Origin of the sequence: Xanthobacter autotrophicus (assembly GCF_030015065.1) — a bacterium.
GTDB classification, from domain to species: domain Bacteria; phylum Pseudomonadota; class Alphaproteobacteria; order Rhizobiales; family Xanthobacteraceae; genus Xanthobacter; species Xanthobacter autotrophicus_D.
Genome location: NZ_JAIVFN010000079.1, coordinates 1 through 22104, shown reverse-complemented (window position 1 = coordinate 22104; position 22104 = coordinate 1). Strand labels below are relative to the sequence as shown.

Here is a 22104-nt window from a genome sequence, read left to right as displayed (position 1 = left end):
CTCCCCACCCCTCCCCCGCACGCGGGAGAGGGGGCAGGCTGGTGCGGGGATGGCGAGCAGGGGTCCACCACCGCCGTTCGGGCCGGCTTGACGGGGCAGGCGCCGGCGCGGCACATGACGGCGCCCGCCGCGGACCCGCATTCCGGGGATCAGATGCCGACCTTCGCCTTGCCCTTCCCGGCCATAGACCCTGTCCTGGTCCAGCTCGGCCCGCTGGCCGTCCGCTGGTATGCCCTCGCCTATATTGCCGGCCTCGTCATCGGCTGGCTGCTGGCGCGGATGCTGGTGGCGCGGCCTTCCCTGTGGGGCGGCACCTCCCCCATGACGCCGCAGGACCTCGACGATGCCCTGTTCTGGGCGACGCTGGGCGTCATCCTCGGCGGGCGCCTCGGCTATGTGCTGTTCTACAATCCGGCCTATTTCGCCGCCAACCCGGCCGACATCGTCGCGGTGTGGAAGGGCGGCATGTCGTTCCACGGCGGGCTCGCCGGCACGCTGGTCGCCCTGGTCCTGTTCGCCCGCGCGCGCGGCATCAGGGTCATGTCGCTGCTCGACGTTTCGGGCGTGGTGGCGCCCATCGGGCTGTTCTTCGGGCGCATCGCCAATTTCATCAATGGCGAGTTGTGGGGCCGGCCGGCCGACGTGCCCTGGGCCGTCGTCTTCCCCCATGGCGGCCCGGTGCCGCGCCATCCCAGCCAGCTCTACGAGGCGGCGCTGGAGGGCATCGTGCTGTTCGTGGTGATGCTGGCGGTGGTGCGCCTCGGCGGGCTGAAGCGGCCGGGGGTGGCGGCCGGCATCTTCGGCATGGGCTACGGCATCTCCCGCATCATCGGCGAATTCTTCCGCGAGCCGGACGCGCAGCTCGGCTACCTCGCCTTCGGCACCACCATGGGCATGTGGCTGTCGGTGCCGCTGGTTGTGGCCGGCGCCGGCCTTCTCCTCTACGCCCTGAAGCGCAAGCCGGCCGCGTGACGACGCCCCTCGCCGAGGAGATCCGCGCCCTCATCGCCGCCGAGGGGCCCATGCCGGTGAGCCGCTACATGGCCCTGTGCCTCGGCCATCCGCGCCACGGCTATTACATGACGCGCGATCCCCTCGGCGCGCGGGGCGATTTCACCACCGCCCCCGAGATCAGCCAGATGTTCGGAGAATTGCTCGGCCTGTGGGCGGTGGCCCAGTGGCAGCAGATGGGATCGCCCGCCGCCTTCCGCCTGGTGGAGCTTGGTCCCGGCCGCGGCACCCTGATGGCCGATGCCCTGCGCGCGGCCCGGCTGGTGCCGGATTTCGGCGCGGCGGCGCGCATCCACCTCGTGGAGACGAGCCCGGTGCTGCGGGCGGCGCAGGCGCGAACGCTGGCCGGCCATGCGGCGGATGTCGCCTGGCATGATCGCATGGAGGATGTGCCGGACGGCCCGGCGCTCGTGCTCGCCAACGAATTCTTCGATGCCCTGCCCATCGACCAGTACGTCTGGAAGTCCGGACACTGGCACGAGCGGCGGGTGGGTCTCGACGACGCGGGCCGGCTCGTCCTCGGCCTCGATCCGGCGCCGTCGCGGGCAGCTCCCGCCTTCGCCGCCCATCTGCCGCCCCCCGCCGAGGGGGCGGTGCTGGAACATCTGGAGAGCGGCCCGGCGCGGGCGCTGGCGGCGCGGCTGAAGGCGCAGGGCGGGGCGGCGCTCATCATCGACTATGGCCATGCCGGCGGCTATGGCGACACGTTTCAGGCGTTGGAAAAGCACAGCTTCGCCGATCCGCTGGCCGCGCCGGGCGCGGCGGACCTGACCGCCCATGTGGATTTCACCACGCTGGCCTTGATTGGCCGTGCGGCGGGGCTGCGCGCCTTCGGGCCGCTGGAGCAGGGGGCGTTCCTCGCCCGCCTGGGGCTGGCCCAGCGTGCCGCCCGGCTGAAGCGGGATGCGCCGGAGGAGGTTCGCGCCGGCGTGGATGCGGCGGCGCGCCGGCTGGCGGGGGAGGGGGCAGGGCAGATGGGGCGTCTGTTCAAGGCGCTCGTCCTCGCCCATCCTGAAATCGGGCTGCCGCCCGCGTTCGATTCGACCGAGGAATGGGTGTGATGAGGTGCGCGTCATGAAGATCGAGGCTCCCTCGCTCAAGGCCCTGCCCGGCATCCGCCATGCCTTCTTCACCCGGCAGGGCGGGGTCTCGACCGGCCTCTATGCGAGCCTCAACGGCGGCATGGGCTCCAATGACGATCCGGCCGCCGTGGCACAGAACCGCGCCCGCATGGCACAGGAGATCGGCATCGCGCCCGAGGCGCTGCTGGCCCTGTGGCAGGTGCATTCGGCCGATCCGGTGCTTGCGGCCGAGCCCTGGACCCGCGACGCCGCGCCCAGGGCCGACGCCATCGTCACCACCACGCCGGGCCTCGGCGCGGCGGTGGCGGTCGCCGATTGCGGGCCGATCCTGTTCGCCGACCCGGACGCGCGGGTGGTGGCCGCCGCCCATTCCGGCTGGAAGGGCGCGGTGTCCGGCATCATCGGCGCCACCGTGGCGCTGATGGAGCAGCAGGGCGCGAAGCGGGGCAACATCCGTGCCGTCATCGGCCCGCTGATCCGCCAGCCCAGCTACGAGGTGGGGGAGGATTTCGTCGCCCGCCTCCTCGGCGAGGACCGGAGCTTCGCCCGCTTCCTCGCGCCGGCGGACCGGGCCCACCATGCCCTGTTCGACCTGCCCGGCTTCATCCGGCTCAGGCTGGAGCAGGCGGGCGTCGGCTTCATCGAGGATCTCGGCCTCGACACCTATGCGGACGAGGCCCGCTTCTTCTCCTATCGCCGCACCACCCATCGCGGGCAAGCCGATTACGGCCGGCTGATCGCCGCCATTACGCTGGCCTGACGCGGCTTCGCCCGAACCTGCCCGGATTGACGCATGCGCTCCACCGATGCCGCCCTTCTCATCGTGCCCGGCTGGCAGGGCTCCGGCCCTGACCACTGGCAGAGCCGGTGGGAGCGCAGCCTCTCCTCCGCCCGCCGGGTGGAGCAGGCGGACTGGGACCGCCCCGACCGGGAGGACTGGCCCCGCCGTCTTGCCGCGGCGGTGGCGGCGGCGGACAAGCCGGTGGTGGTGGTGGCCCATTCCCTCGGGGTGCCAACCCTGCTGCACGCGGTGCCGCTACTGCCGGAAGGGAAGGTGAGGGGTGCCTTCCTGGTGGCGCCTCCCGATCTCGATGTGCCCGAACTCGACCCGATGGTGGCGAAGTTCGGCCCCGTTCCGACGGCGCCGCTGCCGTTTCCCTCGGTGCTGGTGGCGAGCCGCACCGACCCCTATTGCAGCTATGCGCGGGCGGAAGGTTTCGCCCTCGACTGGGGCTCGGCCATCGTGGATGCGGGCGATGCCGGCCATATCAATGCGGAGGCCGGCTATGGGCCGTGGCCGGAAGGCTCCATGCGGCTGCTGGGCCTGCTCCAGTCGCTGAAGTGACGGCCGGGCGGGCCGCTTACCGAAAGTTAGGACTTTGTCCTCCCGGCCGCGAGGTCCCGCCCGCAGATCATTTTCCCTTGAGCCTGCTCGGTTTCCGAGCCGTATTAACGGCGTCTTAACCGTTTTTCTGGACCCGGCCCGCGTTTCCCGCTACGCCTTCGGTGACGCGACAAGCACCGGGAGCCACCATGCGGGGATACGAGGCAGAAGCCGTTCCGGAGGTGCCTTCGCACCGGCCGTTCGTCTTTTCCGCCAACCGGTCCCGGACCCTGGCGCGCCTTGCCGGCCTTGCCCTGTGCCTGGCGCTCGGCGCCTGCCAGACCGACGGCTCCGGCATGGCCTCCTCGGGCAGCCGCGCCCTCGCCTTCGACACCATCGACGGCCCGCCCCCAGCCACCTTCGACAAGCTGGTGGGCCAGCTCACCAGCGAGGCCCAGGAACAGCGCGTGGCGGTGGTCTCCCGTGGCAGCAGCGCGACCTACCGGGTCAAGGGCTACCTTGCGCTGCATGTGGAGAAGGGCAAGGCCTCCGTCGCCTATGCCTGGGATGTCTACGACCAGAACCGGACCCGCGTGGCGCGCATCGCCGGCGAGGAGCCGGCGGGCAGGCTGAAGGGCGGCGTCGCCAATGGCTGGGCGGCTTGCGACGATGCCGTGCTCTCCCGCGTCGCCAACCGCTCCATGGCGAGCCTCGCCGAGACCCTCGGCGTCGCCGGCGCGCCGCAGGCCGCTCCCGCGCCGGCTCCCCAGGCCGAGGCGCCTGCCGCCGCCGAGCCGGCGCCGCGCCCCGACCCGTCCGGCGTGCCGGTGGCGGCGCTCTCTGCGTCCTCCGCAGCCCTGGCATACGCGGAGAACTGACGCCGGCGTGCCGGGCTCCGTGCCGGACGGCCAAATTCCTTTCGCACCAGCGCCGCGCGGGCCTGGCCGGGCTGAATTGAGCGGTGCGCAGGACGGTCCGGCATGCAGCCTGCGTCGCCGGAGGCGCGGCGGGGCCTTTACAACATTGTGACGGCCCGCCTATCAGAACGCCTCAAGCTTTCGATCAAGCCCCCGGCCCTCCCCGGCGGAGCGTCCAATGTCAGCGGAGAACGGTCCCATGAAGCTCGTCGCGGGCAACTCCAACCGCGCGCTCGCTGAAGCCATCGCCGCTTATCTCGCCACCCCGCTCACCAAGGCGGTGGTGCGGCGCTTCGCGGATATGGAAATCTTCGTCGAGATCCAGGAAAACGTCCGCGGCGAGGACGTGTTCGTGGTGCAGTCCACCTCGTTCCCCGCGAACGACCACCTGATGGAACTGCTCATCATCATCGACGCGCTGCGCCGCGCCTCGGCCAAGCGCATCACGGCGGTGGTGCCCTATTTCGGCTATGCCCGGCAGGACCGCAAGCCCGGCCCGCGCACGCCCATCTCCGCCAAGCTGGTGGCCAACCTCATCACCCATGCGGGCGCCGACCGGGTGATGACGCTGGACCTGCATGCCGGCCAGATCCAGGGCTTCTTCGACATCCCCACCGACAACCTCTATTCGGCGCCGGTGATGGTGCGGGACATCAAGGAGCGGTTCGACCTCTCCAACCTCATGGTGGTCTCGCCCGACGTGGGCGGCGTGGTGCGCGCCCGCGCGCTCGCCAAGCGCATCGACGCCCAGCTCGCCATCGTCGACAAGCGCCGCGAGCGCCCCGGCGAGAGCGAGGTGATGAACGTCATCGGCAATGTGGAAGGCCGCTCCTGCATCCTCGTCGACGACATCGTCGATTCGGGCGGCACGCTGGTGAACGCGGCGGATGCCCTGCTGGCCCGCGGCGCCAAGGACGTGCACGCCTACATCACCCACGGCGTGCTTTCGGGCGGGGCGGTGGCGCGCATCACCGCCTCCAAGCTCAAGGAGCTGGTGATCTCCGATTCGATCCAGCCCACCGAGGCGGTGCGGGTGGCGCGCAACATCCGCGTGGTCTCCATCGGCACCCTCATCGGCGAGGCCATCGCCCGCACGGCGCACGAGGAATCGGTCTCCAGCCTGTTCGACTGAGGCGTGTTGCTGCGGTGGATGGGGCGGAATGTTGCGCGAAAGGGTTGCGGTCCCTTAAATGACATCCGACCAATAGGTGGGGCGAAGTTCCTGCGCTCGGACTGAACCGGCGCGGAACCGGCGCCCCGTGAAGGGTGGGATGGGCTCATGAGCACCGACGTTCTCGCACGGGACACCACAGCACAGCGGCTTGAGGCGACCGAGCATCCGGTGACGGAGGCGGCCTCGTCCACCTTGGCCACCTATCCTGCCGACCTCGGCGGCGACTATTATGTCACCGTTCTGAAGAAGCTCGCCAAGACGCGCAGCGTGAAGCGCTATCTGGAGGTGGGGGTCTGCAAGGGCGATTGCTTTTCCCAGATCGCCTGCGAGCGTGCCATCGGAGTCGACCCGGCGTTCCAGCTCAAGGAGAACGTGACGAACGGGAAAAAGGATGTGCGTCTCTTTCAGATGCCGAGCGATGCCTTTTTCGAAGAAGTGGACGCAAGGGCGGCGTTGGGAGGGCCTGTCGATCTGGCGTTTCTCGATGGGCTGCACCAGTTCGAATATCTCTTGCGCGATTTCTACAATACCGAGCGGTTGTGCGCGCCCAACTCTTTGATCGCGATGCACGACTGTTTGCCGGTCAGCGAAACCATGATGTCCCGATCAATCTCGGACACCATGCGGCTGAGCAAGGGGACGCGCCATGAGGGCTGGTGGACCGGCGACGTCTGGAAGGTCGTCGCGATCCTCCGGAAGTACCGGCCCGATCTCAGGATCGTCTGCCTCGATGCCGCCCCTACCGGCCTCGTCTTCGTGAGCAATCTTGATCCGGCCAACACCGCCCTGTCACGCGACTATTGCCGGATCGTCGACGAATTCGCGTCGGTTCCCAATACCCTGCAGGCGGTCTCGGAGGTCTATGGGGCGCAGCCGATCCTGCCCACCTCGACGATCCTCAACGGTTTCGACCACAGTCTCTATTTCCGCGCCTGAGACGGTGGTCAGTCCGCGTCGCCGTAGGTAGGCATTGCGCTCTCGCCTTCCACCTCGCCCCGGCGCTGGAGCCACACCATCAGCAGCCAGCAGGAAAAGGCCCAGGCCGCGCCCAGCGCCCATCCGCCGAGCACGTCGGTGGGCCAGTGCACCCCGAGATAGATGCGGCTGACGCCGACGATGACGGTGAGCGCGGCCGCGGCGCCGAGCAGGTACACTTTCACCCGCGTGCGTGCTTGTGTCCGCGCGAGCAGCGCCCCGAGGGTGAGGTAGACCACGGCGGACAGCATGGCATGGCCGGACGGGAAGCTCTGGCTATAGACCGACATGCCGTGGGGCACGAAGTCGGGCCGCGGCCGGTCGAAGCCCCATTTCAGCAGTTGCGACAACGCTGTGCCCCCGGCCACCGAGAAGGCGACGAGCAGGGCCGAATGGCGCTTGCGCGTCATCAGCAGGAAGAGCACCACGAGGATCGTGAGCAGGGTGAGCACACCGGTGCCGCCCATGGCGGTGAAATCGCGCATCATCTCCTCGAGCCAGGGGGGGCCGAGGGGATCGGACGGGTCCGCCGGATTGCGCAGGGCGAGGATGAGGTCGCGGTCGAGCCGGCCGGTATCGCCCTCCACCACCTCGTCGGCCACCTTGACGAAGACGTAGAAGGCGACGGCGATGAAGCCGAGCACCGCCAGCGTCGCCCGCTCCATGCGGCTCACCGAGGCGAGCAGCGGCCCGATGACGGGCAGGGCTTCGAGGCGGCGCAGGCCGGTGTCGAAGAGGGAGTTTTTCGCGTCCAGGCTCACGCGCAAGGTTTCGCGCGCTTCGGCTGAGGCGTCAACACCTTGTGGTGATGGATGACGTTTCGGTGACGCGCGGGCCCTGCTGCGGGGCGCGGCCCCGCGTTCGCGCAGGAAAAAAAGGGCGTCGCCCAGGCGACGCCCTTCCGTATCCTTGCCCGGTGGCCGCGTCAGGCCGCCTGCTGCTTCGGGCGCACCTCTGCGGAATAGGAATCCATCAGCTGGTGGGTGATGCCCGACGGCGTGAAGTGCCAGTCCGCGATGGAGCCCACGGGGGTCACTTCCGCCGCGGTGCCGGTGATGAAGCATTCCGAGAAGGAGGCCAGCTCCTCCGGCAGGATGTGGCGCTCCACCACCTCGATGCCGTGGCGGCGGGCGATGTCGATCACCGTGCGGCGGGTGAGGCCGTCGAGGAAGCAGTCCGGGGTGGGCGTGTGGATCACGCCGTCCTTCACGAAGAAGACGTTGGCGCCGGTGCATTCGGCGACATAGCCGCGATAGTCCAGCATCAGCGCATCCGCGTAGCCCCGGCGCTCGGCCCGGTGCTTGGAGATGGTGCAGATCATGTAGAGACCGGCCGCCTTCGCCTTGCAGGGGATGGTGGCGGGATCGGGCCGGCGCCATTCCGAAAGATCGAGCCGCAGGCCCTTCTGGCGCTGCTCGGGATCGAAATAGCTCGGCCACTCCCACACGCCGATGGCGAGGTGGATGGTGTTCTTCTGGGCGGCGACGCCCATCATCTCGCTGCCGCGCCAGGCCACCGGGCGCACATAAGCGTCCACGAGATTGTTCTTCTCGAGCGTCGCCTTCTTGGCCGCGTCGATCTCGCCGATGGTATAGGGGATGGTGAAGTCCAGCATCTCGGCCGACAGGCGCAGGCGCTCGGAATGCTCGGCGCTCTTGAAGATCGTGCCCCCGTATGCACGCTCGCCCTCGAACACGGTGCTGCCATAGTGCAGGCCGTGGGACAGCACATGCAGTTTCGCATCGGCCCACGGCACGAACACGCCGTCGTACCAGATCCAGCCGTCACGTTGGTCGAAGGGGACACCCTGCGCGCTCATGATCTCGAACTCCTTGTTCCAACCGCGTCGTCCGCGCGGCTTCTCCCCGCTACAACCGCCGCTTTCCAGCGATGCCGCATGGGGATATCTTTACGCCCGCTCAGGAAGCCGGCAAAGCCACGAAATGATCGAACCTTGTGTAGTGGGTGGGCGACCGATCATTTCGTGGAACTGGCTCTTGAAGTAACGATCAGAACGAAAAAGTCAACATGGCTGACATAAATTCTCTCATGGATCCCGCGCCTCCCTCCGCAGCCACGGTGGACGAGGATACGGCGGTCGCCTTGCCGCTGGTGGATTTCATCGAGCTTCTGTTCTTTGCCTACAGGGACTTCGTCGGCGATCCGGACCAGATCCTGGCGCCCATCGGCTTCGGCCGGGCGCATCACAGGGTTGTCCATTTCGTGAACCGGCATCCCGGAATGCGGGTGACGGACCTGCTCGACATCCTGCGCATCACCAAGCAGAGCCTGGGGCGCGTGCTGCGCGAGCTGGTGGACGAAGGCTTCGTGGAAAGCCGGGCGGGCGCCTCCGACCGCCGCCAGCGCCTGCTGTTCCCGACGGCGAAGGGTGAGGCGCTGGCGCGCCAGTTCGTCGGCCTCCAGAGCCGCCGCATGGCCACGGCGCTGGAGGCGAGCGGGCCGGACGGCCGGGAGGCGGTGCAGCGCTTTCTTATCGCCATGATCGACCCGGAGGATCGCGCCGCGGTGGAGCGGCTCATCGAGCGCGCCGACCGCGCGGCACGGGCCCGTCCGGCATGACGGCGTGCCGGGCGTTCCGGCCCGCCGCGCAACCGAACAGTCCGATCGGCCCCTGACCGAGACCTGCACGAGTGTGATTTGCGAGCGCCCCCATGCCTGACGTTTTCCGGCCTGACGTTTTCCAGCCTGGCGTTGTCCATGTCTGACGCCGCTTCCGGCGCCGCCGCGCCCGTGGCCCTCGCCGACGACGCGCCGCACCTGCTGGTGGTGGACGACGACAACCGGATCCGCACCCTCCTGTCGCGCTTCCTCACCGAGCACGGCTATCGCGTGACCACTGCCGCCAATGCCGCCGAGGCGCGCGGGCGGCTGGAGGGGCTCGCCTTCGATCTGCTCGTGCTCGACGTGATGATGCCGGGGGAGAGCGGGCTCGACCTTGCACGCGATCTGCGGCGCTCGTCCGCCGTGCCCATCCTGATGCTCACCGCCCGCTCCGAGACCTCCGACCGCATCACCGGCCTGGAAGCCGGAGTGGACGATTATCTCGCCAAGCCGTTCGAGCCGCGCGAACTTCTGCTGCGCATCGGCTCCATCCTCAAGCGGGCGCTGCCGCCGGCGCAGAAGGCCATCGAGAGCGTGCGCTTCGGCGAGTTCGCCTTTCACCTGGAGCGGGGCGAGCTGACCCGCAATACAGAGATCGTGCGCATCACCGAGCGCGAGCGCGACATGCTGCGGGCCCTTGCCGAGGCGCCGGGCGAGACCGTGCCGCGCCTCGCGCTGGCCGGCGGCGGGGCGGCCAGCGAGCGCGCCGTGGACGTGCAGGTGAACCGCCTCAGGCGCAAGCTGGAGCGCGATCCCGCCAATCCCGTCTTCCTGCAGACGGTGCGCGGCATCGGCTATCGCCTGGTGGTGACGCCTTGAGCGTGGCCGAGAGCGGGCCGTCGGGACTGCGCCTGCTCGCCACCTGGCTGCGGGACGCCAATACGCGCTTCGCCGCCTGGTTCAACCGGGTGACGCCCAAGGGCCTTTATCCGCGCTCGCTGCTCATCATCGTCACCCCCATGGTGATCCTGCAATCGGTGGTGGCGTTCGTCTTCATGGAGCGCCATTACAATACCGTCACGCGTCGTCTCTCCGCAGCGGTCAGCCAGGACATCTCGGCGGTGGTGGCGCTCTACGACGTGCTGCCCAAGGACCGGGATTTCACGGAGCTGCGCCGGATCGCCTGGCGCAACCTTGCCCTCAACGTCACCGTGCTGCCGCCGGACCCGCTGCCGCCGCCGGGGCCGAAGCCCTTCTTCTCGGTGCTGGACAGCGCGCTCTCCCGCGAGATCGGCCGCCGCATCCAGCAGCCGTTCTGGATCGACACGGTGGGGCGCTCGAACCTCATCGAGGTCCGGATCAAGATGGACGACGCGATTCTGCGCATCTTCGCCCCGCGAAATGCCGCCTACGCGTCCAACTCGCACATCTTCATCCTGTGGATGGTGGGGACATCTCTGGTTTTGTTGACGGTGGCGATCCTGTTCCTGCGCAACCAGATCCGCCCCATCGAGAACCTCGCCGACGCCGCCGAGGCCTTCGGCAAGGGGCGGGACGTGGAGAATTTCCGCCCCCGCGGCGCCCGCGAGGTGCGGCGCGCGGCCATCGCCTTCCTGGAGATGAAACGGCGCATCGAGCGGCAGATCGAGCAGCGCACCACCATGCTCGCCGGCGTCTCCCACGACATGCGCACCATCCTCACCCGCTTCAAGCTGGAGCTGGCCTTCCTGGGCGAGGGGCCGGAGACCGAGGCGCTGAAGAAAGACGTGGACGAGCTTGCCGGCATGCTGGAGGCCTATCTCGCCTTCGCCCGCGGCGATCCCGGCGAGCAGGCCGCGCTCACCGACATGGCGGCCCTGGTGGAGGACCTGCGCCTCAATGCCGAGCGCGACGGCGCCGTCGCCGAAGCCAGCTTCATGGGCCCCCCTCTGGTGGAGGTGAAGGGCGACCAGCTCAAGCGCTCGATCGGCAACCTCGTGAACAATGCGGTGCGCCACGCCTCCCGCGTTTCCATCACCGGCACGCGGGACGCGCGCTGGCTGATCGTGCATGTGGACGATGACGGTCCGGGCATTCCGGAGGAGAAGCGCGAGGAGGTGTTCCGCCCCTTCCTGCGCCTCGACGACGCGCGCAACCAGGACGACGGCGGCTCGGGGCTCGGCCTGTCCATCGCCCGCGACATCGCCCGCGCCCATGGCGGGGAGGTGATCCTCGCCGACAGTCCCATGGGCGGGCTGCGGGCCACCGTGCGCATCCCGGTCTGAGGCGCGGGCGCCGGCCTGCGGCGTCGGATCAGCAATTCTCACCGATCCGCGCGAGGCTCCGGGGCGATCCCCACCGGTGCCGGTCCGGCCGAGCGGCCGGTGTTCCAGACCCGAGAAAAGAGTGGGTTCCGGCATGCGGAGATCGCCTTCCCCTGGGCCTTCCTGCTTGCCGCCGTGCTCCTGATGCTGCCGGAGCACAAGGTGGATGGCGCCATCCAGCCCCTCATGCTCCTGACCTTGTTCTGCGTGCCGGGGACGCGTCTCCTCGCGGTGCGTGCCGGCCTTGATGTGCCGGAATTTTGAGCATGCCTTTTTCATGGGCTTGCGTTCCGCATTCCCGTGGTGGTCCTATGTCCCGATGGACGAGACGCCCTCCTTTCGCATCGAGGATCTGGTGGAGACCCATCCGGGTCTCGCGCTCCTGCGCCTCGCCACCCTGATCGCCGAGAGTGGCGGCAAGGACGGCGCCGACGAGGACACGCTCGACCTGATGTTCGAGCAGATGGAGATCGGCGCGCTCGATTCCCTCTCGCCGGCCGAGATGTGGCCGGAGTTCGCCCGCGGCCTGATGGCGCCGGCCCCCGCCGCCATGGTCAAGGCCCTGCGCGAGTGCGGGGTGCTGGAGATCATGCTGCCGGAGGTGGCGTCCCTGTTCGGCGTGCCGCACATCACCGACACGGCGGACGAGATCGACCTCGGCGTGCTCATCCTGAATTCCCTCGCCGAGGCGGCCCGGCGCAACGCGCCGCTGGAGGTACGGTTCGCGCTTCTGGTGATGCATGCGGGCAAGTCGGATTCCCCGCGCGAGCATTTGCCGGTGCATTACCGCCACATGGAGCGCGGCATTCCCCGCATCAACGACATCTGCGACCGCTTCGCCCCGCCCGAAGTGTGCCGCGACCTCGCTTTGCTGGCGCTTCAGGAATGCGAGCGGGTGGGGCGGGTGTCGCCCATCCGCGCCGGGCCGGTGGCGGCCATGCTGGAGCGCACCGGCGCCTTCCGCGATCCGGAGCTGTTCGCCAGGCTGCTCCTCGTCGCCACCTGCGACTATTTCGGCTATGGCGACAAGGTGGGCAGCACCCACCCCAAGGTAGACCTGCTCCTCTCCGCCCGCACCGCCTGTGCCGCGGTGGATGGGGCCGGCCTTGACGACGAAGACCTGGCCACGGCCCGCGCCCAGGCCATTGCGGTGGCGTTCCGCTCCGAGCGCTGGGCGGAGGCGTGAAAGCCGGCGCGGCGTTGCGTTGCGCGAACCCGATGGCCCTCCGATGGCCTGCCGCCGGCTGATCGGCATTCAGGGCATGGCTGCCACAGCGGAACGATGCCGGAATGATATGATTATTGCTGTCATCCGTTTCAGCCATTGTGAATTGTCGCGATGATCGTAACGCCCGCTCACGAAATACCTCTGGCCGTCCGGCGAATGGCCACCGCTATTCACGAGGCTGGGCATGCCCTGGTTGCCAGCTTTCTGAAAAGGAAAGTGACTGCGGTCGTGCTTCGTGCGCCGGATGGGCTAAGTGGAGAAACGCGCTTCGAGAGTGAGTCCGAAGTGGTATTGGATTTGAACATCAAGGCAGATCGCAATTTTATCGAGGACACCGTTGTCATTCTTCTGTCCGGGCAGATCGCCGAGGCGGAATTCTGGAAGAAGATGGCCCCGCTCTACGTCCCGTTCGTGGACTCCCACAGGAGCGATGACGCCGAGATCCAGAAATTGCGGTCGCAATTCGATTTGAACCACGAGCAGGATGCCATGTTCGTCGGTTACTGCACGGACAAGGCCAGGCGGATCGTATTGCACGAGCGCTCACGGGCCGCGATCGAAGAGATCGCAACGCAGCTCTCCGACAGCTTGTCGATCAGCGGACGCGAATTGGGCGAGATCCTGATCCGACACGATGTAGTTCAGGGAAAATTGAAGTTCGCGCCCCACCCCTGGCAGAGGCGTGTGTAGGGTCAGGGCAGATCCGCCTCCGGAACGAGGCTTCGGGCACCGTCACTCAAGGCCCTTTCTGTCCGTATTGCATCACGAGGCGTTCCCGTTGTCCGCAATCCCGATTTCGTCCTCGTGGATACGGACCTCACCATCCAGGCGCCGGCCGCATCCAATGGAACTGTGTTCCAGAATAGTTCGTGCTTCGCCTCGTCGTGCAAAAAATCATTTTCTATCATTGAATTAGGAAATATTCCGCCTGGGGTGCAGAAGCTGCTGAGAGCCTGTTCGAAAATTCCCGCCGGGAAGCCTTTCGGCAGGTGGGCGCTCTACCCGGCTGTTCCAGGGTCTTTCCCAGACGCCGGGCGTGGATGCCCGGGACAAGCCCGGGCATGACGACGGCTCTTTTCCAGCGAAATGCATAAGCCAGCCGGATTTTCCAAACAGGCTCTTAGATCCAGGGGGTGAGCCCCATGTCTTGGTTGGTCTTCTATAGTTGGCGTCTTGGGGAGGGAATGTTTGCCGCGGGGCGTTGTCGCCCCACTCACCCCTCAAACCGCTCCATGAACCCCGCTACCCGCCGGTCCACGCGCACATCCTGCCCGCGGATCGGCCGCACCAGCGACAGCCCCTCCAAAGACCGCGCCCGCGAGAGGGCCACATAGGCCTGCCCCGGCGCGAAGGCGCCGTCGCCGAAGTCGATGCGCACGTCTTCCAGGGTCAGGCCCTGCGCCTTGTGCATGGTCAGGGCCCAGGCCGGGGCCAGCGGCAGCTGGGTGTAGGTGCCCACCACCTGCGCCTCGATGCGGCCGCCCGGCTCGTCCCAGCCATAGCGGATGCGCTCCCAGGTGAAGGATTCGATCTCCACCACCGGCCCGGCATCCAGCTTCACCATGGCGGAAGTCTCGCCCAGCCCCACCACCGTGCCCACCGAGCCGTTGACCCAGCGCCGCGCCGGATCGTTGCGCAGGGCCATCACCCGCGCGCCGCGCTTGAGCACCAGCCGTTCCGCCACCGGCAGGCGGTCGCCCTCCAGGCCGAACTCGCCCTTCAGCAGGCCGGAGAATTCACGACCGGCGTCCGCCAGGGTGGCAAGGCCGCGGGCGTTGTAGGCGTCGGCGCGGGCATTGGTGGGGGTGAGCAGCACCGGCAGGGCGCCGTCGCGATGGGGGCGCACGCAGGCTTCGTTCAGGGCCTCCGCCGCCTCCCGCGCGCCGCGCCCGCGCCGGATGGCATCCAGCATTCCGATGAAGGCGCGGTCGGTCTGCCGGTGCACATGGGTGAACGGCACGCCGACCGGCTCGCGGTCGGCCAAGGCCTTGGCGTTGAAGGCGAAGGGGCCGTCATAGCCCATCCGGCCCAGCATCTCCTGCTCGGCCATGGGCACCACCGGGGGCAGTTGCAGGAAATCCCCCACCAGCACCATCTGCACCCCGCCGAACGGCTCTGAGGTGTCGCGGGCGATGCGCAGCGAAATGTCGATGGCGTCCATGAGGTCGGCGCGGACCATGGACACCTCGTCGATCACCACCCGGTCGAGCTTCTTGAGCAGCCGGCGCACCTGCACCCGCGGCTTCACCTCGTCGGGGTTCAAAAGGCGCGGGGGGATGCCGAAGAAGGAATGGATGGTCTGCCCGCCGGCCTGCAGTGCCGCGACGCCGGTGGGGGCGAGGAACACCTGCCGCCCGCGCGGGGTCTTGCGCAAAGCATGCAGGAAGGTGGTCTTGCCGGTGCCGGCGCCGCCCAGCACCATGAGCAGCGGGGCGCGGCTGTCGATGGCGGCGAGCGCCCGGCCGGCCGCATCCGTTGCGTCGGGAGCGGCCGGCAAATCACCCGGCAAGTCGCTCACGAGAGGAGGCCGGCCTCGCGGGCGAGGTCGATGAGGGGACGCTGGGGCCGCGCGCCCATCTGGCCGATGATCTCCCCCGCCGCCAGCGCGCCGAGGCGCAGGGCGGTGGCCGGGTCGAGCCCGCGCGTATAGCCGGTGAGGAAGCCGGCGGCGAAGAGGTCGCCGGCGCCGGTGGTGTCCACCACCTTCTCCACCGGATGGGCCGGCACGCTCACCACCGCCCCGGAGGTGACGAAGCACGCTCCCTTCTCCGAGCGCGTCACCACCGCCTCCTTCGCGTCGTGGCGCAGCGCGACCAGGGCGGCGTCGAAATCGGCGGTCTCATAGAGCGACTTCAGCTCGCCCTCGTTGCAGAAGACGAGGTCAACAGTGCCGCCCTGGATGAGGTCCCGGAACTCGGCGCGATAGCGGTCCACGCAGAAGGCGTCGGAGAGGGAGAGCGCCACCTTGCGCCCGGCGCCATGGGCGATCTGGGCGGCGGCGAGGAAGGCGTTCTTGGCGGGCGGCGGGTCCCACAGATAGCCTTCGAGATAGGTCACCGCGGCACTTTCCACCTCGCCCGCATGGATGTCGGCGGTGGTGAGGTGCTGCGCCGCGCCGAGATAGGTGTTCATGGTGCGCTCGCCGTCCGGTGTCACCAGGATCAGGCAGCGCGCGGTGGCAGGGCCGTCGGCGGCGGCCGGCGTGGCATAGGCGACGCCGGCGGCGCGGATGTCGTGGCCGAAGACGGCGCCGAGCGTGTCCGCCTTCACCCGGCCGACGAAGCCGGCGCGTCCGCCGAGGGAGGCGATGCCCGCCGCCGTGTTGGCCGCCGATCCGCCCGAGGCCTCGGTGCCCGGTCCCATGGTGGCATAGACCTCTTCCGCCCGCTGTTCGTCGATGAGGGCCATGCTGCCCTTCGCCATGCCGTGCCGGGCCAGCATATCCTCCTCGGCGCGGGAAAGGACATCGACGATGGCATTGCCGATGGCGAGAACGTCGAGGGCGCTTGAGGTCACGAGGGGCAATCTCCGCAAGGAATCGGCGGAGCCGTAGCATTGCCCGCGGGACCGGCGCAATCTTCGCCTTAACCCTGCGTTCGTCCCTGGCGGCTAGGCTGCTTGCGGTATCCGGCGGGGCTCTTGCGGCCAAGGCTTTGTTTTTGACACTTTTGTGGTCGCAGAGAACGGGCAATCCGGATCATCATCCGGGCGCGGGGGCATCGTGCTTCGTTACGTGCGCGTCATGAGAATTGATCGCGGGTCGCGCGCCAGGGATGATAAGGCAGATAAACCCTGTGGAATCAGTGCTCGCGCCACGTGGAGCAAGAGGGAACATGTCGCGCAAATATTTCGGAACGGACGGTGTGCGCGGGCGCGCCAACGCAACGCTGACGGCCGATCTGGCGCTGCGGGTCGGCATGGCGGCAGGCCTGATCTTCCAGCGCGGTGAATACCGCCACCGCGTGGTCATCGGCAAGGACACCCGCCTGTCCGGCTACATGATCGAGAACGCTTTGGTGGCGGGCTTCACCTCCGTGGGCATGGACGTGCTGCTGCTCGGCCCGGTGCCGACCCCGGCGGTGGGCATGCTCACCCGCTCCATGCGCGCCGACCTCGGCGTGATGATCTCCGCCTCGCACAATCCGTTCGACGACAACGGCATCAAGCTGTTCGGCCCCGATGGCTTCAAGCTCTCCGACGAGGTGGAGCGGGAGATCGAGGACCTGATCGACGAGGACCTCGCCAAGCGCCTCGCCAAGCCCGCCGAGATCGGCCGCGCCAAGCGGCTGGAGGGCGTGCACGCCCGCTATATCGAATATGCCAAGCGCACCCTGCCAAGGGATCAGTCCTTCGACGGCATCCGCGTGGTGGTGGATTGCGCCAACGGCGCCGGCTACAAGGTCGCCCCCGAGGCCCTGTGGGAGCTGGGCGCCGACGTGGTCTCCATCGGCGTCGAGCCGGACGGCATGAACATCAACCGCGATGTGGGCTCCACCTCGCCCGCCGCCCTCTCCGCCAAGGTGCGGGAAGTGCGCGCCGACATCGGCATCGCCCTCGACGGCGACGCCGACCGGGTGATCATCGTGGATGAAAAGGGTCACCTCATCGACGGCGACCAGCTGATGGCGGTGGTGGCCGAGAGCTTCAAGGAAGACGGCCGCCTCGCCCGCAGCGGGCTGGTGGCCACCGTCATGTCCAATCTGGGCCTGGAGCGGCACCTCGCCGGGGAGGGCATCTCGCTGGCCCGCACCGCCGTGGGCGACCGCTACGTGCTCGAGCGCATGCGCGCGGACGGCTACAATGTGGGCGGCGAGCAGTCGGGCCACATCATCCTGTCGGACTATTCCACCACCGGCGACGGCCTCGTGGCCGCGCTTCAGGTGCTCGCCGTGGTGGCGCGTCGGGGCAAGCCGGTGTCCGAGGTGTGCCACCGCTTCGATCCGCTGCCGCAGATCCTCAAGAATGTGCGCTACGCCAGCGGCCGGCCGCTGGAGGACGAGAAGGTGAAGATCGTGATCGCCGATGCGGAACGTCGCCTCGCCAATCGCGGCCGCCTGCTCATCCGCCCCTCGGGCACCGAGCCGGTGATCCGGGTGATGGGCGAGGGCGACGACCGCGATCTTGTGGAGAACGTGGTCGACGACGTCATCGACGTGCTCCAGAAGGTCGCTGCCTGAGGCCGGGAGGGGCGCGCGCCATCTCCCCTCCGGGCACGGCTTTAACCGTTCGTCAGGGTTAATCCGGCCTTAAAGCTTCCCGTGCGAGGGTCCGTCCGAAGCGGATCAGGCACGGGTTGATGCGATGGTGCGGTCTTGTGTGGCGGGGCGTTCCTTTCTCGCCGGAGCTGTGGCGGTGGCGTTGCTGGCGGCCGGGACGCGGGTCGAGGCCGCGGACCCGGAGACCGCCGACATGCTGGCGAAGCTCGGCAAGCCGGGCGATTTTTCCATCGCGCCTCCCGAGGTGTCGGACGATGCGCCGTCCGGCTGGTATGTCCGGGCCGATGCGGGCTATGTGGCCGCCATCGGGGGCGCGCAGCCCGTCGCCGGCGGCCTTCCGGGCGGGCTCGATCTCTCCGGATCGGGCTGGTCGGCGGGTGGTGGACTGGGCTACCGCTTCTTTCCGTTTCTGCGCAGCGAGGTGAGCCTCGATTATCTCGACCTGGGTACGGCCGGGCAGGGGCCCGGCGCGGTATCGGCCAGCGCGACAGTGGCCCTTGCGAGTCTCTACTGGGACGTGGTGACCGTCGCCGGCTTCACGCCCTATCTGAGCGCGGGTGTCGGCTTTGCCATCAACAGCCTCGGTGCCGGCCCGGCCGCCTTCGGCCCAGGGGGCAACGACTGGCAGTTCGCGTGGTCGGCCGGCGCGGGGCTGTCCTACGCTTTGAGTTCCGAGATCTCATTCGATCTGGGCTACCGTTACGTGGACCTGGGATCGCCCTCCTATGGCGGCGCCCTTTTTGTCGGCGACGCCGCGGCCCATCAGGTTCGCCTCGGGGTGCGCTACATGCTGCGATAGGGCGCGGTGCCCGGGCACCGATCAGCGCCGGCGCGCGCGACGGGCCATGAGCCAGCGGATGCGGTCGGCCAGCTGCTGGGGCCGGTAGGGCTTGTCCAAGGCCGGGCCGTCCTCGCACAGATCCGTGGCCTGGGCGGCGGCCATCGAGGCGCACATGAGCCATGTGTACCGGCGCGAGCCGTTCCGGCACCATTCCTTCGTCTCCAGAGCGGCGACGGGCATCGTGGCGGGCCTCGGCGCGCTGGGCTACGAACTCGCCATCCGCGCGGCGGCGAAGCTTGCCGCCGCGCGGGCGGAGGGCGAGGCCAAGTGAGCGGGCAAATGACCGGGACCCTGGTGTTCTACAGCGCGGTGGACATCGGGCAGGAATGGAAGAGCGCCCTTCAGGCCGCCCATCCCGGCCTCGACGTGCGGATCGCGCAGCCTGGAGACGGCGCGCTGGAGGGCGATCCGGCGGACGTGCGCTATGCCCTCGTCTGGAAGCCGCCCCACGGTTTCTTCGCGCGCTTCCCGAACCTGAAGCTCGTCATCAATCTCGGCGCCGGCGTGGATGCCCTGGTGGCGCGGGACGATCTGCCGGACGTGCCCGTCACCCGCCTCAGCGACCCGAACATGTCGCGGATGATGGCGTCGTTCGTGCTGTTCTGCGTGCTGCGCCACGCCCGCGACATTCCCACCTTCGAGCGGGCGCAGCGGGAAGGGCGCTGGCACTATGTGCATCCGCGCACGGCGGGCGAGATCACGGTGGGCGTGCTGGGCCTCGGGGATCTGGGCGCCGCCGCGGCGCTGGAGCTGGCCCGGCAGGGGTTCGACGTGCGCGGCTGGTCGCGCACGGCCAAGGCCCTGGAGGGCGTTTCCTGCTTCCACGGCATGGAGGCCTTGCCGGGCTTCCTCGCCGGGACCGAGATTGCGGTGGTGATGCTGCCGCTGACCCCTGAAACACGCGGGCTCGTGGACGCCGCGCGCCTCGCTCAGCTGCCCAGGGGCGCCAAGTTCATCAACGTCGCCCGCGGCGCGGTGGTGGACGAGGCGGCCCTCGTCGAGGCGCTCCGTTCCGGCCATATTTCCGAGGCGACCCTCGACGTGTTCGAGGTGGAGCCCCTGCCGGCCGAAAGCCCGCTCTGGGGCATGGACAACGTGCTGGTGACGCCGCACCTCGCCTCCGTCGCCATTCCGAGGACGGCGGCGCCCCAGATCGTGGAGAACATCCGCCGGATCGAGGCGGGAGAGCCGGTGCTGAACCGGGTTGACCCGCAGCGGGGCTATTGAAGGCGCGAGAGGGTGTCCCCTCGCGCTTGCGGGTCAGTCCCTCAGCGCCTTGCGATGGTCTCGCGGGCGCGGTCGTGGGGCGCCACCGCTTCAGGCGTAACGGCGTCACCGAAATCGGCCATCTCGTAGAGCGGGCGGATCTCGATCTCGCTCGGGCCGGGCATGGGGTTGGGGCAGCGCTTCACCCAGGCGATGGCCTCCTCCATGTCCTTGACCTCCCACAGCCAATAGCCAGCGACCAGCTCCTTGGTCTCGGCGAAGGGGCCGTCCATGACGATGCGGCTCGTCCCGTCGAAAGCGATGCGCTTGCCCTGGGACGATGGCTTCAGGCCGTCGCCGGACAGCATGATGCCCGCATTGGCCAGTTCCTCGTTGAACTTGCCCATGGCTTCCAGCAGCTCGGCGGAGGGCATGAGTCCCGCTTCGCTATCGGCCGTCGCCTTCACCATCACCATCACGCGCATGTCGCTCTCCTCGGGTTGCGCGGGCCACGTCGGCCGGCATCCCTCCAAGGACGGCCGTCGCCGGCCGTCCCGACATCCCGGTCATAATTTACCCGGCGTGATGGCTTCGCGCAGCCCGGCGCCGTCGGCGCCCTTGCCTTGACCCTGAAGCTGCGGCACACGAGACGCGCCATCACCGGGGAACAGCCATGTCGTCGACCATCTCTCCCCTCGCGCCCAAGTTCGTGCCCGAACTCTCGCCGGTGCCCGGGGTGAACTTCACCACCGCCGCCGCCGGCATCCGCTATCAGGGGCGCACCGACGTCCTGGTCATGTCCTTCGCGCCGGGCACCACCGTGGCCGGCGTCACCACCCGCTCCCTGTGCCCGTCGGCGCCGGTGGAGTGGTGCCGCGAAGTGCTGAAGAAGGGCAAGGCCCGCGCGCTGGTGGTGAATTCCGGCAATGCCAACGCCTTCACCGGCCTGAAGGGCCGCGAGGCCACCCAGCTCACCGCCGAGATCGCTTCCGTCGCGCTGGGCTGCAAGACCTCGGAGGTGTTCCTCGCCTCCACCGGTGTCATCGGCGAGCCTTTGGACGCCACCAAGTTCGAGGGCGTGCTGACGGAGGCCGCCGGCCGCCTGGTGGACTGGCCGTGGATGGACGCCGCCCGCGCCATCATGACCACCGACACCTTCCCCAAGCTCGCCACCGCGCAGGTGCTGCTGGGCGACGTGCCGGTGACCATCAACGGCATCGCCAAGGGCGCGGGCATGATCGCCCCCGACATGGCGACCATGCTCTCCTTCGTCTTCACCGATGCGCCCATCGCCGCCGGCGTGCTGCAGGAGCTGCTTTCCAAGGGGGTGAAGAACACCTTCAACGCCGTCACCATCGACGGCGACACCTCCACCTCCGACACTCTGCTGCTGTTCGCCACCGGCGCCGCCAAGGCGCGGGGCGCGAAGATGGTGAAGAGCGTGGACGATCCGGCCCTGCGCGCCTTCCGCCGCGCGCTTCAGGACCTTCTCGCCGACCTCGCCGAGCAGGTCGCCCGCGACGGCGAGGGCGCCCGCAAGCTGTTGCGCATCCAGGTCAACGGTGCGGTGTCGAAGAAGTCGGCGCGGCGCATCGCCATGTCCATCGCCAATTCGCCGCTGGTGAAGACCGCGGTGGCCGGCGAGGACGCCAATTGGGGCCGTGTGGTGATGGCGGTCGGCAAGGCCGGCGAGCCGGCGGACCGCGACCGCCTCACCATCGCCTTCGGCGACTACCGCGTCGCCCATGAAGGCGCGCGCGATCCCGATTATGACGAGGCCACTGTCTCCGCCTACATGAAGAACGACGTGATCGACCTCACCGTGGACCTTGGCCTCGGCCGCGGCTCCGACCGGGTGCTCACCTGCGATCTGACCAAGGAATACGTGGCGATCAACGGGGATTACCGCTCGTGAAGATCACCCTCGTCGCCGCCTGCGCCCTGGTGGACGCAGACGGCCGCGTGCTCGTCGCCCAGCGGCCGGAGGGCAAGGCCCTGGCCGGCCTGTGGGAGTTTCCCGGCGGCAAGGTGGAGCCGGGGGAGCGGCCGGAGGCGACGCTGATCCGCGAGCTGGATGAGGAGCTTGGCATCACCGTGAAGGAAGCCTGCCTCGCCCCGCTCACCTTCGCGAGCCACGGCTACGAAACCTTCCACCTGCTGATGCCCCTGTGGATCTGCCGCCGCTGGGAGGGCACCATCCAGCGCAAGGAGCACCAGGCGCTGCAATGGCTCCGCCCCGCCCGCCTGCGCGACATCCCCATGCCC

General features: G+C 68.7%; 25 protein-coding genes. 19 read left to right on the top strand and 6 right to left on the bottom strand.

Annotated elements, in window-relative coordinates; all coding sequences use genetic code 11:
• The first annotated feature begins 153 nt into the window (after positions 1-153).
• From lgt to K9U40_RS15610, 7 genes are all read left to right on the top strand, one after another.
• Positions 154-972: a prolipoprotein diacylglyceryl transferase gene (gene lgt, locus K9U40_RS15640; protein ID WP_282891067.1), complete on the top strand. Its 819-nt coding sequence runs from the start codon at positions 154-156 to the stop codon at positions 970-972.
• The gene (locus K9U40_RS15635) at positions 969-2072 is read left to right on the top strand and encodes a class I SAM-dependent methyltransferase (protein WP_282891065.1); all 1104 of its coding nucleotides are present in this window, start codon (positions 969-971) and stop codon (positions 2070-2072) included. Before lgt ends, K9U40_RS15635 begins: the two co-directional genes overlap by 4 nt.
• A gap of 13 nt (positions 2073-2085) precedes the next feature.
• A complete protein-coding gene (gene pgeF / locus K9U40_RS15630; protein ID WP_282891064.1) occupies positions 2086-2853 on the top strand; it encodes a peptidoglycan editing factor PgeF in 768 nt (255 codons plus the stop codon).
• A 33-nt stretch (positions 2854-2886) separates the two neighbouring features.
• Entirely contained in the window at positions 2887-3438 is a 552-nt protein-coding gene (locus K9U40_RS15625) for an RBBP9/YdeN family alpha/beta hydrolase (protein ID WP_282891063.1), read from the top strand.
• 188 nt (positions 3439-3626) lie between these two features.
• On the top strand, positions 3627-4295 hold the full coding sequence (locus tag K9U40_RS15620) for a hypothetical protein (RefSeq protein WP_282891062.1): 669 nt from the start codon (positions 3627-3629) through the stop codon (positions 4293-4295).
• Positions 4296-4512: 217 nt separating this feature from the next.
• Complete coding sequence (locus tag K9U40_RS15615; protein WP_282891061.1) at positions 4513-5466, top strand: ribose-phosphate pyrophosphokinase; 954 nt, start codon at positions 4513-4515, stop codon at positions 5464-5466.
• Between the two features lie 147 nt (positions 5467-5613).
• The gene (locus K9U40_RS15610; RefSeq protein ID WP_282891060.1) at positions 5614-6444 is read left to right on the top strand and encodes a class I SAM-dependent methyltransferase; all 831 of its coding nucleotides are present in this window, start codon (positions 5614-5616) and stop codon (positions 6442-6444) included.
• A gap of 8 nt (positions 6445-6452) precedes the next feature.
• Here the strand turns inward: K9U40_RS15610 and K9U40_RS15605 are convergent, their stop codons facing one another.
• Positions 6453-7244: a phosphatase PAP2 family protein gene (locus K9U40_RS15605; RefSeq protein ID WP_282891059.1), complete on the bottom strand. Its 792-nt coding sequence runs from the start codon at positions 7242-7244 to the stop codon at positions 6453-6455.
• Between the two features lie 164 nt (positions 7245-7408).
• Positions 7409-8302, bottom strand: coding sequence for a branched-chain amino acid aminotransferase (locus tag K9U40_RS15600; protein WP_282891058.1), 894 nt, complete (start codon positions 8300-8302; stop codon positions 7409-7411).
• A 209-nt stretch (positions 8303-8511) separates the two neighbouring features.
• Between K9U40_RS15600 and K9U40_RS15595 the strand changes: the two genes are divergently transcribed.
• From K9U40_RS15595 to K9U40_RS15570, 6 genes are all read left to right on the top strand, one after another.
• Positions 8512-9063, top strand: coding sequence for a MarR family winged helix-turn-helix transcriptional regulator (locus K9U40_RS15595; RefSeq protein ID WP_432715920.1), 552 nt, complete (start codon positions 8512-8514; stop codon positions 9061-9063).
• A gap of 138 nt (positions 9064-9201) precedes the next feature.
• The gene (locus K9U40_RS15590; protein WP_282891056.1) at positions 9202-9924 is read left to right on the top strand and encodes a response regulator; all 723 of its coding nucleotides are present in this window, start codon (positions 9202-9204) and stop codon (positions 9922-9924) included.
• A complete protein-coding gene (locus K9U40_RS15585; RefSeq protein WP_414114959.1) occupies positions 9921-11309 on the top strand; it encodes an ATP-binding protein in 1389 nt (462 codons plus the stop codon). Before K9U40_RS15590 ends, K9U40_RS15585 begins: the two co-directional genes overlap by 4 nt.
• A 99-nt stretch (positions 11310-11408) precedes the next feature.
• A complete protein-coding gene (locus tag K9U40_RS15580; protein WP_282891055.1) occupies positions 11409-11612 on the top strand; it encodes a hypothetical protein in 204 nt (67 codons plus the stop codon).
• Between the two features lie 13 nt (positions 11613-11625).
• Entirely contained in the window at positions 11626-12534 is a 909-nt protein-coding gene (locus K9U40_RS15575; protein WP_282891054.1) for a tRNA nucleotidyltransferase, read from the top strand.
• Positions 12535-12687: 153 nt separating this feature from the next.
• Positions 12688-13266, top strand: a complete 579-nt coding sequence (locus tag K9U40_RS15570; RefSeq protein WP_282891053.1) for a hypothetical protein — start codon at positions 12688-12690, stop codon at positions 13264-13266.
• A gap of 523 nt (positions 13267-13789) precedes the next feature.
• Here K9U40_RS15570 and K9U40_RS15565 read toward each other — a convergent pair.
• Positions 13790-15094 carry an ATP-dependent DNA helicase gene (locus K9U40_RS15565; RefSeq protein WP_282891052.1) on the bottom strand — a complete coding sequence of 435 codons (1305 nt, stop codon included), beginning with the start codon at positions 15092-15094 and terminating at the stop codon, positions 13790-13792.
• On the bottom strand, positions 15091-16092 hold the full coding sequence (locus tag K9U40_RS15560) for an adenosine kinase (protein WP_282891051.1): 1002 nt from the start codon (positions 16090-16092) through the stop codon (positions 15091-15093). The genes K9U40_RS15565 and K9U40_RS15560 overlap by 4 nt, the downstream gene beginning before the upstream one ends.
• A 317-nt stretch (positions 16093-16409) precedes the next feature.
• On the opposite strand from K9U40_RS15560, the gene glmM reads away from it, so the two are divergent.
• Positions 16410-17753, top strand: coding sequence for a phosphoglucosamine mutase (glmM, locus tag K9U40_RS15555; RefSeq protein WP_282891050.1), 1344 nt, complete (start codon positions 16410-16412; stop codon positions 17751-17753).
• A 139-nt stretch (positions 17754-17892) separates the two neighbouring features.
• Entirely contained in the window at positions 17893-18591 is a 699-nt protein-coding gene (locus tag K9U40_RS15550; RefSeq protein WP_282891049.1) for an outer membrane protein, read from the top strand.
• Positions 18592-18612: 21 nt separating this feature from the next.
• On the opposite strand, the gene K9U40_RS15545 is transcribed toward K9U40_RS15550, so the two are convergent.
• The gene (locus K9U40_RS15545) at positions 18613-18735 is read right to left on the bottom strand and encodes a hypothetical protein (protein ID WP_282891048.1); all 123 of its coding nucleotides are present in this window, start codon (positions 18733-18735) and stop codon (positions 18613-18615) included.
• A 10-nt stretch (positions 18736-18745) separates the two neighbouring features.
• Here K9U40_RS15545 and K9U40_RS15540 point away from each other — a divergent pair, with 10 nt between their 5' ends.
• Both K9U40_RS15540 and K9U40_RS15535 read left to right on the top strand, forming a co-directional pair.
• Positions 18746-18904, top strand: coding sequence for a type II 3-dehydroquinate dehydratase (locus tag K9U40_RS15540; protein WP_349239438.1), 159 nt, complete (start codon positions 18746-18748; stop codon positions 18902-18904).
• 8 nt (positions 18905-18912) lie between these two features.
• Positions 18913-19860 carry a 2-hydroxyacid dehydrogenase gene (locus tag K9U40_RS15535; protein ID WP_282891047.1) on the top strand — a complete coding sequence of 316 codons (948 nt, stop codon included), beginning with the start codon at positions 18913-18915 and terminating at the stop codon, positions 19858-19860.
• 41 nt (positions 19861-19901) lie between these two features.
• Here K9U40_RS15535 and K9U40_RS15530 read toward each other — a convergent pair whose 3' ends face one another.
• Positions 19902-20324 (bottom strand): YciI family protein, encoded by a 423-nt coding sequence (locus K9U40_RS15530; protein WP_282891046.1) that lies wholly within the window; start codon positions 20322-20324, stop codon positions 19902-19904.
• A 188-nt stretch (positions 20325-20512) separates the two neighbouring features.
• On the opposite strand from K9U40_RS15530, the gene argJ reads away from it, so the two are divergent.
• Together argJ and K9U40_RS15520 are read left to right on the top strand one after the other, a co-directional pair.
• Positions 20513-21754, top strand: coding sequence for a bifunctional glutamate N-acetyltransferase/amino-acid acetyltransferase ArgJ (gene argJ, locus K9U40_RS15525; protein ID WP_282891045.1), 1242 nt, complete (start codon positions 20513-20515; stop codon positions 21752-21754).
• Positions 21751-22104, top strand: a 354-nt coding sequence (locus K9U40_RS15520; protein WP_282891044.1) for a (deoxy)nucleoside triphosphate pyrophosphohydrolase, incomplete at its 3' end; no start/stop codon positions are given. The genes argJ and K9U40_RS15520, both read left to right, overlap by 4 nt.

Bases quoted from the DNA above. Each gene is read 5' to 3' on its own strand.
- lgt (WP_282891067.1), top strand. From the start codon at position 154: ATGCCGACCTTCGCCTTGCCCTTCCCGGCCATAGACCCTGTCCTGGTC.
- pgeF (WP_282891064.1), top strand. From the start codon at position 2,086: ATGAAGATCGAGGCTCCCTCGCTCAAGGCCCTGCCCGGCATCCGCCAT.
- K9U40_RS15625 (WP_282891063.1), top strand. From the start codon at position 2,887: ATGCGCTCCACCGATGCCGCCCTTCTCATCGTGCCCGGCTGGCAGGGC.
- K9U40_RS15620 (WP_282891062.1), top strand. From the start codon at position 3,627: ATGCGGGGATACGAGGCAGAAGCCGTTCCGGAGGTGCCTTCGCACCGG.
- K9U40_RS15615 (WP_282891061.1), top strand. From the start codon at position 4,513: ATGTCAGCGGAGAACGGTCCCATGAAGCTCGTCGCGGGCAACTCCAAC.
- K9U40_RS15610 (WP_282891060.1), top strand. From the start codon at position 5,614: ATGAGCACCGACGTTCTCGCACGGGACACCACAGCACAGCGGCTTGAG.
- K9U40_RS15600 (WP_282891058.1), bottom strand. From the start codon at position 8,302: ATGAGCGCGCAGGGTGTCCCCTTCGACCAACGTGACGGCTGGATCTGG.
- K9U40_RS15595 (WP_432715920.1), top strand. From the start codon at position 8,512: ATGGCTGACATAAATTCTCTCATGGATCCCGCGCCTCCCTCCGCAGCC.
- K9U40_RS15590 (WP_282891056.1), top strand. From the start codon at position 9,202: ATGTCTGACGCCGCTTCCGGCGCCGCCGCGCCCGTGGCCCTCGCCGAC.
- K9U40_RS15575 (WP_282891054.1), top strand. From the start codon at position 11,626: ATGGGCTTGCGTTCCGCATTCCCGTGGTGGTCCTATGTCCCGATGGAC.
- K9U40_RS15570 (WP_282891053.1), top strand. From the start codon at position 12,688: ATGATCGTAACGCCCGCTCACGAAATACCTCTGGCCGTCCGGCGAATG.
- glmM (WP_282891050.1), top strand. From the start codon at position 16,410: ATGTCGCGCAAATATTTCGGAACGGACGGTGTGCGCGGGCGCGCCAAC.
- K9U40_RS15545 (WP_282891048.1), bottom strand. From the start codon at position 18,735: ATGGCCGCCGCCCAGGCCACGGATCTGTGCGAGGACGGCCCGGCCTTG.
- K9U40_RS15540 (WP_349239438.1), top strand. From the start codon at position 18,746: ATGAGCCATGTGTACCGGCGCGAGCCGTTCCGGCACCATTCCTTCGTC.
- K9U40_RS15535 (WP_282891047.1), top strand. From the start codon at position 18,913: ATGACCGGGACCCTGGTGTTCTACAGCGCGGTGGACATCGGGCAGGAA.
- K9U40_RS15530 (WP_282891046.1), bottom strand. From the start codon at position 20,324: ATGCGCGTGATGGTGATGGTGAAGGCGACGGCCGATAGCGAAGCGGGA.
- argJ (WP_282891045.1), top strand. From the start codon at position 20,513: ATGTCGTCGACCATCTCTCCCCTCGCGCCCAAGTTCGTGCCCGAACTC.